Below are 13,260 nucleotides of genomic sequence, written 5' to 3' on the forward strand. Positions count from 1 at the left end.
TATAGCAGAAGGAAGAGATTAATGAGACCGTTTCGCATTCGCCTGGCCCTGATTATGATGATACTGATTGGCTTATCCGTCATTGTAGCCGGATATACGATGGGCAGAGTTTTTAAAACAACCCATATCAATGCACTGGAGCAAACGATGGTGCGTGAGATTAATTTGCTCAAGGCAACATTTCCGTTTCATGATGCTTCTGATCCGACATCAGCAGCAACGCGCAAATACTACTCGGACCGAGCGCTGGAACTGGATCGTCTCACCGATTCGCGGGTAACCTTTATCAATAAAGATGGTGTCGTGATTGGAGACTCGGAGAGTGACCCGGCCACGATGGATAATCACCTGAATCGTGAAGAGATTCGGACGGCTGTAGACGGCAGTTATGGACAGTCCATTCGTTACAGTGAAACGCTGAGACAGGATATGCTGTATGTTGCGCTGCCTGTAAATTCCGACCAAAGTGACATGATTGAGATACCGAGCGGTAAATTCGATGGCTACATTCGTTTGTCCATGAGTCTTCAGGCGGTAGATCAGGGGCTTCAACGTGGATGGATGATTATGATTGGCGCGCTTGGACTGCTGTTCCTGATTGTGGCAATTGTCAGCTACAGGGTGGCCCGTGGTCTGACGTCCCCGATCGAGCATATCACCAAAGTGGCTCATCGAATCACCAGGCTGGAATACGATGCTCGTGTCAAGGTTACGCGCAGAGACGAGATTGGTCAGCTTGGGCTTGCCATTAATGGAATGGCAGATAGCTTGCAATCGCAGCTCAAGACGATTCGAGATAACGAAGCCTTGCTTCAAAGTGTACTCGCGAATATGACAGGTGGAATCGTACTGATTGATGCGGGGCAATCCATAGCACTGGTCAATCGCGAAGCAGAGCGGATGCTCTCGATTCAGGCATCAAAAGTGACAGGCAAGCCCTATACGGAACTCAAACGCCATTACGAGCTGAGACGCACCATTGAAGAGAGCGTAGCTCTTCAGGAACGTATGCACGAAGAAGTGAGTGTATTTAGCCCGGAGGAACGCTTGATACGTATGGATGGAGTGCCGATGTATGAGGATCATGGCGGTTATCGCGGCATGTTATTTCTTTTGCAGGACGTTACTGCGATTCGCCGCTTGGAGTCGATGCGCAGCGAGTTTGTTGCCAACGTATCTCATGAGCTCAAAACACCTGTCGCAGCGGTTAAGGGTTTTGCTGAAACCTTGCTAAGCGGTGGTGTACAGGATAAGGAAACGGAGCGTTCCTTCCTCAAGATTATCTATGATGAAGGTGACAGACTCAATCGGTTAATCGGAGATATTCTGGAATTATCGAAGATTGAATCCAAACGTGCACCTTTGGAATGTTCGCCGGTGCATGTGCACTCCTTTTTCGAGATGGTGCTGGGAACGCTGTCCAAGGTGGCGGAGAAAAAGCAGATTCGTCTGGAGATGAATGTGCCAGAAGAGCTGTATATCGAAGCAGATGAGGATAAAATGAAGCAAATTTTCATTAATCTGTTATCGAACGGGATCAACTATACACCCGAGGGGGGCAGAGTTAAACTTCAGGTGAAGATGGATGAGACGAGTGAGGAAGAACAGGTTGTTTTCGCAGTGTCAGACACCGGAATCGGCATACCGAAAAAGGATTTGCCGCGAATCTTTGAACGCTTCTACAGAGTGGACAAGGGCAGATCACGTAATTCGGGCGGCACAGGGCTTGGACTGTCCATCGTAAAACATCTGGTAGAGCTGCATCACGGGAAGCTTTCCGTGGAGAGTGAACTGGGCATGGGCAGCACCTTCCGTGTCACTTTGCCATTAATTCAGGAAGAAGAAAACTAGTTTTACTTCAAGCAAAAAGTTATAGGTATCAGGGAGCAAAATGTAAAATGAATATTTATCTTTACACAGCGTTAACAAATAAGTGCTATGATAAAAAAAGTGTTGTGGCAACAGACAACCTATGAAGAGAGAAGGGGTATCATGGCGCAGCGTTTGCTGGTTATTGAAGATGAACCGACATTATCGAGATTGCTTACGTATAACCTGACACAGGAGGGTTATGACGTAACGGCAGAGGATCATGGGTCAGCAGGATATGACCGGGCCTTGTCGCAGGATTTCGATCTGATTCTACTGGATTTGATGCTTCCGGGCATGAACGGTCTGGATATTCTGAACAAGCTGCGGATTCAAGGAGTAAGTACACCAGTCATCATTCTTACAGCGAAGAACGGTGAAGCCGAGGTTGTGCAAGGGCTGAAATCGGGTGCAGATGATTACATTACAAAACCTTTTGGTGTATCCGAGCTTTTGGCACGTGTAGATGCGGTACTCAGACGTTATTCGAATGGCGACGAGTTACCGCAGCCTGAAGATAAAGACGGTTCACGAATTATTCTTGGAGAACTAGAGATTTATCCATTGAAGTATGAAGTGACTTTGGGAGGACAATCGATCAGCTTGCGTCCGAAAGAGTTCGAAGTCCTATTATATCTTGCTAAAAAACCTGGCGTGGTGCTGACCCGGGATGATCTGATGAATGCAGTCTGGGGTTTTGATTATATCGGAGGCCAGCGAACCGTAGATGTACACGTCAGCTCATTACGTAAAAAGCTGGAACTTGATCCTGAATCGGTTCATATCGATTCCATCCGAGGTGTAGGCTATAAATTGGTTGTCAAAAGAAAAACTCCCCATCATTCTAGCTAAATGATCGGGGAGTTTTATTTTACGTTTCGTTTACATAAAGGAAGAATTTCCTTTATTAATAGGGAGTAGCATGAAGTCATCCAAGTGATACTTTGTACCTATAACTATATCTTGGGGCAGAGTTAACACGTAAAGGAGATGCGCAATTATGCCCATACTTTTAGAAGAAAGACCCGAAGTTCTGGAGGAAACACATCAGGATAAGGAACAGAAAATGAACGAACAAAAAGATAATCAGCAATATGAAAACCAACAACCTGAAAGCCAACAAAAAGTTAATGACCGGCAGCAAAACGATCTGAAGCATAATGATCTGAAGCATAACCAACAGCAAGATGAGCAACAGCAAGATGACCAGCAGAAGTATAAACAACAAAAGCGTGTTACACCAAGAGAGGTGTCGCAAAACGTAGAGCAGGAGCCTCTCCGGCCTGAGATGAAATCCGACCAACGGATTACCCCCCTTCTTCAGGAAGAGAATAACGTTTGTATAGAAGAGAGTAACGGAGCTATAGAAGAGAACAACGTATCCATATATGAATATTGTCGTCAGGTACCTACAGCTCAGGAGAGCACGACATGCGGAGAAGCAGCAGCGATGCTGAATGACGGCCGTGAACATCCGTGTATTGTGTTATGTGATAAGCAGCTGAAGCCGACAGGTTTGATGATGCGGGAGAACTTGTATCGTTTACTGAATGGCCGGTTTGCTGCAGATTTATTTTATCGCAAACCGATTATTAATACGGCGAATACATCTCCGGTTATTGTAGATATACATATGGAGCCTTCAGCCATTATTGATGCCGCATTGCGGCGAGATGAGGAGCACTTTTACGATTGTCTGCTTGTAACGGAGCGGGGCCGTCTGGTTGGTGTGCTTACGATGCGTGATGTGATGATGCTCTCCCGCAAGCTGCAGCAGGCAGCATCGTCAGACCGTATACGCACGGTGACGGAGAGCGGACGGGAGATTGCCCGGATTCACGAGGCGGTAACGAGGCTGGTGCAAGCAGCGAATCAGACTGTACAGGAAGCAGGACAGATGATTGCCTTGTCCAGCGAGGGAGAAGGCCGCCTGCGGCAGGTCGAAACATCGTATAGCCAGGTTCATGAACATATGGGCATCCAGGGGAAACATGCCAGTCAGATGCTTGAATCGATCAAGGCTGGCTCGGTTATGGCGCGTTCCATTCGTACGCTGGCTGATCAGAGCGGGCTGCTGGCTTTGAATGCATCCATCGAGGCGGCGCATGCCGGGGAGTACGGACGAGGGTTTCAGATCGTTGCAGGAGAGGTCAGAGCTCTTGCCAAGCAGACGCGGGAATTCGCTGAGAAGCTGTCTTCGTTGCTTCTGGGCATCGAGAGCTTGACTCAGCAGACCGTATCACTTATTCAGGCCAATGGAGCCGAGATTGATGGCAGTGCAGTATATGTGCAGGAAGGAGCCGCTGTGTTTGGCAAGTTAAATGGTGCCGTGCATGCACTATCCAGTATCGTAGAGAATATCGCTCATGAGGGTGACCAGGCGGGGCAAGTGGCAGAGCATATTCAACTGAAACTGAAGAGCATGATTGCAGAGCAAGCAGAGCTGTGAATGAGCTTTCTGCTGAAGAAGGGGCCTAGGTGGCAAGGAGCAACCTGGGTCTTTTTCAGTTGTTTTTACATTGCGTTAACATGAAGGTGGTACTGTTTTTACAATATTAAGTTAGGATATTAAAGATGACCGACCCGGTTCATAAGAACATGAACGCCGGTCTCAACGTAAAGGGTTGACGACCATCCCTGGAGCGAAGGAGAAGTGAACACATACATGAAAGACCTCATTCACATTGATGGACTTAATTTATATTATGACACGCATCATGCGCTTAAAAATATATCGATGGACCTGCCGGAGAAAACGGTCACGGCGTTTATCGGGCCATCAGGCTGCGGTAAATCCACCTTGCTCCGCACATTAAACCGGATGAATGATATGATTCCGGGTGTTCGTGTGGAAGGACAAGTTATGCTGAACGGTTCGGATATTTACAGTAACGAGATCGAAGTGGAGACGCTGCGCAAGCGGGTGGGTATGGTATTTCAGCAGCCGAATCCTTTTCCCAAATCAATCTATGATAATGTAGCCTACGGACCACGTCTGCACGGTGTAACTCAAAAGAAGGAACTGGATGAGCTTGTCGAGCAAAGTCTGGTGCATGCGGCACTATGGGATGAAGTAAAGGATGTGCTCAAGAAATCAGCGATGAGCCTGTCTGGTGGACAGCAGCAGCGTCTATGTATTGCACGCGCACTGGCTGTGCAGCCGGATGTGCTGCTGATGGATGAGGCAACATCGGCACTGGACCCGATATCCACATTGAAAATTGAGGAATTGGTCAAAGAGCTGCATCATAAATATACGATCGTTATGGTTACACATAACATGCATCAGGCAGCGAGAGTATCAGGCAAAACGGTGTTTTTCCTGAATGGTGAAGTGGTGGAGGCAGCTGATACGGAGACGCTATTCTCCACACCGCAAGATTCCCGTACCGAGGATTATATATCCGGCCGGTTCGGTTAAGGCGAGCTGATTAGAAAAGACCCCGGCCTGCCCGGAGATGATTGAGAAGGAGGACATGAAACCTATGATTCGCAGAAAAGAATTTGATCAGGAGCTGGAAGAGCTGCGCACTCTGCTTCAACAAATGGGTGACCATGTAGCAAAGGCACTGGATGGTGCAATTGAAAGTTTACAAACGATGGATGCGGAGAAAGCTCAGGTCATCATCAAAAATGATGCGAATCTGAATGCCCTTGAGGACAAAATTATGGAGCTGGGCTCCAAGCTGATCATTACACAGCAGCCGGTAGCCAAAGATCTGAGACGCATTATCGTAGCGTTCAAAATCTCCAGCGATCTGGAGCGGATGGGAGATCTGGCCCTCGACGTAGCGAAAGTAACTCTTCGCATGGAGGGTCAGGAATTGATCAAACCGCTGGTGGATATTCCGCGCATGGCTGAAGTCGTGAAGTCGATGGTGGACGAGTCGATTGAGTCTTATCTGAAGGAGAATACGGATCTGGCCTATAAAATGGCTCAAACCGATGATCAGGTTGATCAGCTGTACAGCAACATGATTCGAGATCTCTACACGTTAATGACCGATCATCCGACTCAGGCATCTCAGGCGATGCTGCTGCTTATGGTTGGACGATACATTGAACGGATTGGCGACCATGCGACCAACATTGGTGAGAGCACTGTCTATCTGGTTACGGGTCAACGCCCGGATTTGAATCAGTAATTACGAATGAGGCAGCGTTCTGCTGTACCCATCGATAATTAACACTATAGATCGAAAACATGATCGAAATGAAAAGAACTTTCTTCCGGCTGGCCTGTACACAGGCTGACAGGGAAGGAGGTTCTTTTTTGCGCAAAAAAATGTGGTGAGAAAGGGTGTAACTTTTTTTGATGTGTGTGGCAGGTATGGTATCATGAAAGAAGGTTGGGAAAAAAGGTTTAATCCATATAAAATGTGAATAAGAAGTTTCAATAAAAAGGTTCGACCATATGATACGTGAGGTGCTGCATGGACAAGTTGATTCTTATAGATGGCAATAGCATTATTTACCGGGCATTTTTTGCAATGCCTCCTCTGACGAATTCGAAAGGGTTGCATACCAATGCGGTGTATGGCTTCACAACGATGCTGTTAAGGCTGCTGGAGGAGCATAAACCGACACATGTGATGGTGGCGTTTGATGCAGGCAAAGTGACGTTTCGTCATGAGGGTTATCAGGAGTACAAGGGTGGGCGCGAGAAAACCCCGCCGGAGCTGTCAGAGCAATTTCCTTTGCTCAAAGAACTTTTGCAAGGACTCGGAATTGCACAGTTTGAGCTGGCAGGTTACGAAGCGGATGATATCATCGGTACACTGACCAAACGCGCGGACGATGCAGGCAGACAGGTGCTCGTTGTATCGGGTGACAAGGATATGCTGCAGCTCGCTTCTGACCATGTACATATCGGGCTGACACGTAAAGGGGTTACCGAGATTGAGCTGTATGACCCCGCTCAGATTAAGGAACGTTACGGATTAACGCCGCTGCAAATTATTGATCTGAAAGGTTTGATGGGAGACGCCTCCGATAACATTCCGGGCATTCCTGGGGTCGGGGAGAAAACAGCGCTCAAGCTGCTGCATCAGTTCGGTTCGGTGGAAGAGGTGCTGAACGGTACAGGTGAGCTGAAGGGCAAGATGAAGGAAAAGATCGAAGCTCACGCCGAGGACGCTCGCATGAGCAAACAGCTCGCGACCATTCACCGTGAGGTTCCGCTGGAGCAGACGTGGGAGGATATGCAGTTTGATGGACTCAAGGAAGCCAGTGCGGGACCTGCCTTGGCTAAGCTGGAGTTTAAGTCATTGCTGGAACGTTTGTCCTTCAGCGGCAGTATCAGCTCTGAGCAAGAAGCTGTTCCCGCTGCTGAAGTTGAATCCACAATTGCAACAGAGGAAAACCTGGCTGAACTGATTGATGCATTGGGTTCGATCGATGTGCTTCATGTTGAAACGCATGGCGATAACCCCCATCAGGCAAAGCTGGTCGGCCTTGCTGTGGGCTCAGGGGAGAAGTACATATACCTTTCTCCTGAACTGCTTCAGTCTGATGTGGCAGCACCTGTACGGGAATGGCTCGCAAATAGCGATCAGCCGAAGCGCGGGTATGATCTGCATCGGGTGGATCTGGCTTTGCATGCGCATGGCATTGAATTCGCCGGTGCGGCGTTTGATGTGCAGCTTGCAGCTTATTTGCTTGACCCAACGGAGTCGAATCAGACGATTAGCGGCCTGACGTCCAAGTACGGACTGCCATCACTCGTTGAAGACGACGCCGTCATGGGCAAAGGCGCCAAGTACAAAGTGCCGGAGGCGGATGTACTCAGCGACTTCCTGTGCCGGAAAGCGGCTGCGCTGGCTGCGATTATCCCGCTTCAGGAGCAGGCGCTGGAGAGCGATGAGATGAAGTCGCTGTTCCATGAGCTCGAAATGCCGTTATCCCGCATTCTTGCGGATATGGAGAAGCAGGGAATCAAGGCCAATACAGCGGACCTGCAGGCTCTCGGGAGTGAATTCGAAGAACAGATCGGTAAACTGATGGCTGAAATCTACAAGCTGTCTGGAACAGAATTTAATCTGAATTCACCGAGACAGCTGGGTGAGATTTTGTTTGACAAGCTGGGGCTGCCTGTTGTGAAAAAAACAAAAACCGGCTACTCGACAGATGCCGAGGTGCTGGAGAAGCTGGCCCCGTATAATGATGTGGTGCAGCATATTTTGCAATATCGTCAGCTTGCCAAGCTGCAGTCTACGTATGTTGAAGGTTTGCTGAAAGAGATATCGGACCGGGATGGCAAGGTGCATACGTTCTATCGGCAGACAATTGCAGCGACAGGACGGCTCAGCAGTCAGTTCCCGAACCTGCAGAACATTCCGATTCGCATGGAGGAAGGACGCAAAATTCGGAAGGTATTTGTACCGTCCGAGCCGGGCTGGTCTATTCTCGCCGCAGACTATTCCCAGATTGAGCTGCGTGTGCTGGCTCATATTTCCGATGATGAGCGGCTCAAGGAAGCTTTTGTACACGATATGGATATCCATACCAAGACAGCTTCCGATGTATTCGGCGTCAAGCCGGAGGATGTGGACAGCGACATGCGTCGTTCCGCCAAGGCGGTTAACTTCGGCATCGTATATGGCATCAGCGATTACGGCCTTTCCCAGAATCTGCACATTACACGTAAGGAAGCGGCACAGTTTATTGATCAGTATTTTGAAATTTTCCAGGGTGTACGCCGATATATGGATGACATTGTGAAGGATGCACGCCGGGACGGATATGTCAAAACGATGCTGGAACGTCGTCGTTACCTGCCGGAAATCAATGCAAGCAATTTCAATCTGCGCTCGTTCGCAGAGCGTACGGCGATGAATACACCGATTCAGGGCACGGCTGCCGATATTATCAAGCTAGCGATGGTGCAGATGGATGAGGCGCTGCGTGAACGCAAGCTTCAGAGCCGCATGCTGCTTCAGGTACACGATGAGCTGGTATTCGAAGTGCCGCCAGAGGAGCTGGAGCTGATGAAGGAGCTTGTGCCTTCGGTGATGGAGAAAGCATTGGAGCTGTCGGTGCCGCTAAAAGCGGAGGTTAGCTTTGGACAGAACTGGTACGAGGCGAAATAGACAAGAAGGGGTCCCGCTGAGCCTCATCTTCCGTTATAATATAAGGGAGGTGAGAACATCATGCCGGAATTGCCGGAAGTCGAAACAGTCAGAAGAACGTTGAATCAGCTCATTGTGGGCAAAACCATTGATCACGTTACCGTTAGCTTGCCGCGGATTATTCAGCGGCCGGACGATATAGATGCATTTGCACTGGAACTGGCGGGCCACACGGTGATTGGCGTAGAGCGTCGGGGTAAATTTTTGCGTATTTTGCTGGACAGGCTTGTGCTGGTCTCCCATCTGCGGATGGAGGGACGGTACGGTGTGTACAATCAGCACGAAGAGGTGGAGAAGCATACTCATGTGATCTTTCACTTTAACGACGGCACTGAATTGCGTTACAAGGATGTGCGTCAGTTTGGAACGATGCATCTGTTTAATTCAGGTGAAGAACTGGTATCCAAACCACTGATGAAGCTGGGTCTGGAGCCGCTTGATGAAGCTTTTACCGTTGAAGCGTTCCGTGATGCAGTAGGGAAACGTACAACCAAAATCAAAGCAGTTCTGCTCAATCAGGCATATGTTGTAGGCATCGGGAATATTTATGTGGACGAGGCTCTCTTCCGCGCAGGTATTCATCCCGAGACGATTGCCAGGACGTTAAGCGAAGCTCAGCTAAAGGTGCTGCATGAAGCCATTGTGGCTACGTTACAAGATGCCGTGAATGCTGGAGGCTCATCCATCAAATCCTATGTAAACGGACAAGGCGAGATGGGTATGTTCCAGCATCAGCTGAAAATTTACGGGCGCAAAGCAGAGCCTTGTGTAACCTGCGGCACGTTGATTGAAAAAAGCGTAGTTGGCGGTCGGGGAACGCACTTTTGCCCGAATTGTCAGCCGTTACCGCTCTTAGATCCATCGCTGGCCTGAACTGAATGAACGAAATGATGAAATCATAGCACCCTTGGATTCCTCCCTCCATATACTGATATGGCAGAAATAAGCGGGCATATACCCATACTGGCATCTTCAGTTGGCACGTACCGCACAGGGGAGGAATCCGGGGTGCTGCATCATTTTATTTCATTACTGGCGCTTGCTTTTGCGGTGAGTTTAGATGGTTTTGGAGTTGGAATTACATATGGACTTCGGAGGACCAAAATTCCGCTCTTATCCATTGCTATTATTTCTCTTTGTTCGGGATTGGTTATCGCACTGTCTATGCAGGTTGGGGTGTTATTATCTCATGTCGTGTCACCAGGTGTGGCGTCCATTGTGGGAGCATTTATTCTCATCGGGATTGGAGCCTGGTCGCTCTTGCAGCTAATTCGCCGTCGTGGCAAGGAGCGGGAGGAAGCCGAGAATGAAGTGACACAGGGGCCTCTCTTACTGGAGAGCGCGACAGATGGAGGTCAATTCTCATCTTCCAAAGGCAGACATCAATTGATGGCACTGGAAATGCAGCCATCACCAACCGATGGATTAGTGGAACGAATGGTATTTACTCTTGAGCTGCGCAAGCTTGGAGTGGTCATACAGATTTTGCGCAGCCCGTCCAAGGCGGATATGGATAATTCGGGCAGTATCTCGACACAGGAAGCGATGTGGCTGGGGATCGCCTTGTCACTGGATGCATTCGGAGCAGGTCTTGGCGCGGCGTTACTCGGGTTTCCTACGCTGTGGACTGCACTGGTCATTGCGGTGTTCAGCGGAGCTTTGCTGTCGCTTGGCATGAAGGTGGGTTTGCGATTTGCAGCGCAGCGCTGGATGCAGAAGCTTGCAATTCTGCCGGCTCTGCTGTTAATGATTATGGGCGTGATCAAGCTGTTATAAGGTTGATAACAGCTGTTGTAAGCATGATAATGAAGCTGTTATGAGGTGAAACGATGAATATAGGCTTAACTGGCGGAATCGCAACAGGCAAAAGCAGTGTTTCCGCCTATCTCGCCAGTAAGGGAGCGCTGCTCATCGATGCAGACGTTATCGCCCGGGAAGTCATGATGCCCGGGCATCCCGTTTTGGCTGCCGCTGTTCAGCGGTTTGGACAAGCCATACTGAATGCGGACGGAACACTGGATCGGAAAAAGCTGGGAAGTATTGTGTTTCAGCATCCTGAGGAACGTAAAGCACTTGAGGCTATCACACATCCAGCCATACGGAAGGAGATGCGTGAGAGAGCCGCTGCATACGAAATGCAGCATCCGGACAAGCTGATTGTGTCAGATATTCCACTACTGTATGAATCGGGTCTCGAGGACGGCTTTGAGGAAATCATGGTGGTGTATGTGCCTAGAGAGGTGCAGCTGGAACGATTAATGAGCCGTGACCAGATGACTCAGGCTGATGCCGAAGCACGTATTGCGGCACAGATGGATATTGAACGCAAAAAAGAGCGAGCGAACATCGTTATTGATAACAGCGGTTCATGGGCTCAGACGGAGAAGCAGCTTCAAGTATTTTTAACACGTAAGGGTCTGCTATGAAGATATTACGCAAAAAACGTGTGCTGCTGATCATGTTCATTTCCTTTGTACTTGTATTATTTCTGAATACCAATTGGATGGCGTGGTTCTACCCGATCCAGTATAAGGAAGAAATCCGGGCACAATCCCAGAGTTATGAGGTGGACCCGTTTCTGATCGCTTCGATTATCAAGGTGGAAACCAATTTCAAAACGAGCAAAGAATCCAAACGCGGCGCCATCGGGCTGATGCAGCTTATGCCGGATACGGCTAACTGGATTCTGGAACAAGCCAAAATTCCGAATACGTCGCTGGACGAGCTTAAACATGAGCCTGAACGTAATATCCAACTTGGCACATGGTACTTGCGTAATCTGTCGGATCAGTTTCATGGCAACGAAATCGTAATGATTGCGGCATATAATGCCGGACCTGGTAAAGTCAGCAGCTGGTTGAAAAATGGTGTATGGGATGGCAAACTTGAAACGGTAAAGGATATTCCTTTTGGCGAGACACGCCACTATGTACAACGGGTTATTTACTATTATAATCAGTATGTGAAGATCTACGATACGTTCTGATGGGATTGCTGAAAATGGGATAAGCAGAAGCACGGAGCAGACCGGTAATGTACCGGCCGCCCCATGCTCCTCTTTGTAACGTATTACGATGCAGATATTATTGGTATTGACCTGCCAATTGCTGTTCTGCAATTGTTACCAGACGTTTCGTGATGTATCCACCGATCGAACCGTTCTCGTAAGAAGTCATGTTACCTTGGTATCCATCTTGTGGGATGCTGATTCCGAGTTCTTGAGCTACTTCGTATTTCATTTGCTCCAGAGCTGCGGAAGCTTTAGTTACTACCAAGTTGTTGGAGTTACCGTTGCTTTGTGCCATTGCTGTTCACCTCCTCGCGGTTGGTAAAAGTATTATGTGTCGCCAATACGATTTTCATAACAAAACAGGATCAGGGAATATGTGGTAAAAAGTAAAACGTGGGAAGTGATCTAATTTGAAATGTCCTTATTGTGGTTATCTGGGCACGAAAGTGCTGGATTCCAGACCAGCCAATGAATCGAAATCCATCCGCCGCCGCCGCGAATGCGAGCAGTGTGCCAGAAGGTTCACGACCTTCGAAATGATCGAGGAAACACCGTTGATTGTTATCAAAAAGGATGGCAGCAGGGAAGAGTTCAGCCGTGACAAAATTTTGCGTGGCCTGATTCGTGCTTGTGAGAAACGTCCTGTCTCGGTGGAGACGCTGGAGATGATGGTATCTGAAGTGGAAAAGTCACTGCGTAATACAGCCGAAGCTGAAGTCGAGAGCCGCCAGATTGGCGAGCTGTTAATGGAGCAGCTGTTTCCCGTGGATGAAGTGGCTTATGTACGCTTTGCGTCCGTATACCGCCAGTTCAAAGACATCAACATGTTTATGAAAGAGCTGAAATCGCTGCTGTCCAAAGAAGAGCTGGAGGACTAGTATAGTGGGGAAAAGGAGAAGAGCAATCCGGGGTTATATTTTGATATGTGCCCGTAACATGAATGTTCTTCTCCATATGATTTCGGTGGTTGAAAAGGGGTATTGACAGCCCCGAAGGGATTTTATATGATATAGGAGTCGCCTGCAAAATGATTTTGAAATAAGCAGGACAAGCTTGAATTTCATATCCCGGGGCCTTAGCTCAGCTGGGAGAGCGCATCGCTGGCAGCGATGAGGTCAGGGGTTCGATCCCCCTAGGCTCCATAACTAAAGAACCCGCTAAACACAAGGATTTCCGAGTGTTTGGCGGGTTTTTGCTATGTGGAAATGCTTTGTTCTTAGCGTCATGGTCACACGAATGGTCACAACGAAGAAA

The 13,260-nt window shown here is 48.6% G+C and carries 12 protein-coding genes and 1 tRNA gene; 12 read left to right on the forward strand and 1 reads right to left on the reverse strand.

What is annotated here, in order from left to right; genetic code table 11:
* The first annotated feature begins 21 nt into the window (after positions 1–21).
* The 10 genes from pnpS to HNR77_RS00510 all read left to right on the forward strand — a co-directional run bounded on the left by pnpS (position 22) and on the right by HNR77_RS00510 (position 11,982).
* Positions 22–1,851: a two-component system histidine kinase PnpS gene (gene pnpS, locus HNR77_RS00465; RefSeq protein ID WP_184179620.1), complete on the forward strand. Its 1,830-nt coding sequence runs from the start codon at positions 22–24 to the stop codon at positions 1,849–1,851.
* Between the two features lie 141 nt (positions 1,852–1,992).
* Positions 1,993–2,721: a response regulator transcription factor gene (locus HNR77_RS00470; RefSeq protein ID WP_110893600.1), complete on the forward strand. Its 729-nt coding sequence runs from the start codon at positions 1,993–1,995 to the stop codon at positions 2,719–2,721.
* A 148-nt stretch (positions 2,722–2,869) separates the two neighbouring features.
* Positions 2,870–4,318: a methyl-accepting chemotaxis protein gene (locus tag HNR77_RS00475; RefSeq protein ID WP_184179623.1), complete on the forward strand. Its 1,449-nt coding sequence runs from the start codon at positions 2,870–2,872 to the stop codon at positions 4,316–4,318.
* 216 nt (positions 4,319–4,534) lie between these two features.
* Positions 4,535–5,290 carry a phosphate ABC transporter ATP-binding protein PstB gene (gene pstB / locus HNR77_RS00480; protein ID WP_184179626.1) on the forward strand — a complete coding sequence of 252 codons (756 nt, stop codon included), beginning with the start codon at positions 4,535–4,537 and terminating at the stop codon, positions 5,288–5,290.
* A 64-nt stretch (positions 5,291–5,354) separates the two neighbouring features.
* Positions 5,355–6,014 carry a phosphate signaling complex protein PhoU gene (gene phoU, locus HNR77_RS00485; protein ID WP_111273805.1) on the forward strand — a complete coding sequence of 220 codons (660 nt, stop codon included), beginning with the start codon at positions 5,355–5,357 and terminating at the stop codon, positions 6,012–6,014.
* Between the two features lie 288 nt (positions 6,015–6,302).
* Positions 6,303–8,957, forward strand: a complete 2,655-nt coding sequence (gene polA / locus HNR77_RS00490; protein ID WP_184179629.1) for a DNA polymerase I — start codon at positions 6,303–6,305, stop codon at positions 8,955–8,957.
* 60 nt (positions 8,958–9,017) lie between these two features.
* Positions 9,018–9,869: a DNA-formamidopyrimidine glycosylase gene (mutM, locus tag HNR77_RS00495; RefSeq protein WP_184179633.1), complete on the forward strand. Its 852-nt coding sequence runs from the start codon at positions 9,018–9,020 to the stop codon at positions 9,867–9,869.
* 135 nt (positions 9,870–10,004) lie between these two features.
* Positions 10,005–10,772 carry an MntP/YtaF family protein gene (locus tag HNR77_RS00500; RefSeq protein WP_184180419.1) on the forward strand — a complete coding sequence of 256 codons (768 nt, stop codon included), beginning with the start codon at positions 10,005–10,007 and terminating at the stop codon, positions 10,770–10,772.
* A 53-nt stretch (positions 10,773–10,825) separates the two neighbouring features.
* Positions 10,826–11,422, forward strand: a complete 597-nt coding sequence (gene coaE, locus HNR77_RS00505) for a dephospho-CoA kinase (RefSeq protein ID WP_184179636.1) — start codon at positions 10,826–10,828, stop codon at positions 11,420–11,422.
* On the forward strand, positions 11,419–11,982 hold the full coding sequence (locus HNR77_RS00510) for a lytic transglycosylase domain-containing protein (RefSeq protein ID WP_184179639.1): 564 nt from the start codon (positions 11,419–11,421) through the stop codon (positions 11,980–11,982). Before coaE ends, HNR77_RS00510 begins: the two co-directional genes overlap by 4 nt.
* Before the next feature lie 97 nt (positions 11,983–12,079).
* Here the strand turns inward: HNR77_RS00510 and HNR77_RS00515 are convergent, their stop codons facing one another.
* Positions 12,080–12,301 (reverse strand): alpha/beta-type small acid-soluble spore protein, encoded by a 222-nt coding sequence (locus tag HNR77_RS00515; RefSeq protein WP_017689472.1) that lies wholly within the window; start codon positions 12,299–12,301, stop codon positions 12,080–12,082.
* A 115-nt stretch (positions 12,302–12,416) separates the two neighbouring features.
* Here HNR77_RS00515 and nrdR point away from each other — a divergent pair, with 115 nt between their 5' ends.
* Complete coding sequence (gene nrdR, locus HNR77_RS00520) at positions 12,417–12,884, forward strand: transcriptional regulator NrdR (RefSeq protein WP_111273799.1); 468 nt, start codon at positions 12,417–12,419, stop codon at positions 12,882–12,884.
* 191 nt (positions 12,885–13,075) lie between these two features.
* Positions 13,076–13,148: transfer RNA gene (locus HNR77_RS00525), tRNA-Ala, on the forward strand.
* Positions 13,149–13,260 lie beyond the last annotated feature (112 nt).

This window comes from Paenibacillus sp. JGP012 (assembly GCF_014203995.1).
Lineage (GTDB): Bacteria > Bacillota > Bacilli > Paenibacillales > Paenibacillaceae > Paenibacillus > Paenibacillus silvae.

Coding starts and splice junctions, on each gene's coding strand:
- HNR77_RS00470 (WP_110893600.1), top strand. CDS start 1,993: ATGGCGCAGCGTTTGCTGGTTATTGAAGATGAACCGACATTATCGAGA.
- HNR77_RS00475 (WP_184179623.1), top strand. CDS start 2,870: ATGCCCATACTTTTAGAAGAAAGACCCGAAGTTCTGGAGGAAACACAT.
- HNR77_RS00510 (WP_184179639.1), top strand. CDS start 11,419: ATGAAGATATTACGCAAAAAACGTGTGCTGCTGATCATGTTCATTTCC.
- HNR77_RS00515 (WP_017689472.1), bottom strand. CDS start 12,301: ATGGCACAAAGCAACGGTAACTCCAACAACTTGGTAGTAACTAAAGCT.
- phoU (WP_111273805.1), top strand. CDS start 5,355: ATGATTCGCAGAAAAGAATTTGATCAGGAGCTGGAAGAGCTGCGCACT.
- pnpS (WP_184179620.1), top strand. CDS start 22: ATGAGACCGTTTCGCATTCGCCTGGCCCTGATTATGATGATACTGATT.
- mutM (WP_184179633.1), top strand. CDS start 9,018: ATGCCGGAATTGCCGGAAGTCGAAACAGTCAGAAGAACGTTGAATCAG.
- pstB (WP_184179626.1), top strand. CDS start 4,535: ATGAAAGACCTCATTCACATTGATGGACTTAATTTATATTATGACACG.
- coaE (WP_184179636.1), top strand. CDS start 10,826: ATGAATATAGGCTTAACTGGCGGAATCGCAACAGGCAAAAGCAGTGTT.
- polA (WP_184179629.1), top strand. CDS start 6,303: ATGGACAAGTTGATTCTTATAGATGGCAATAGCATTATTTACCGGGCA.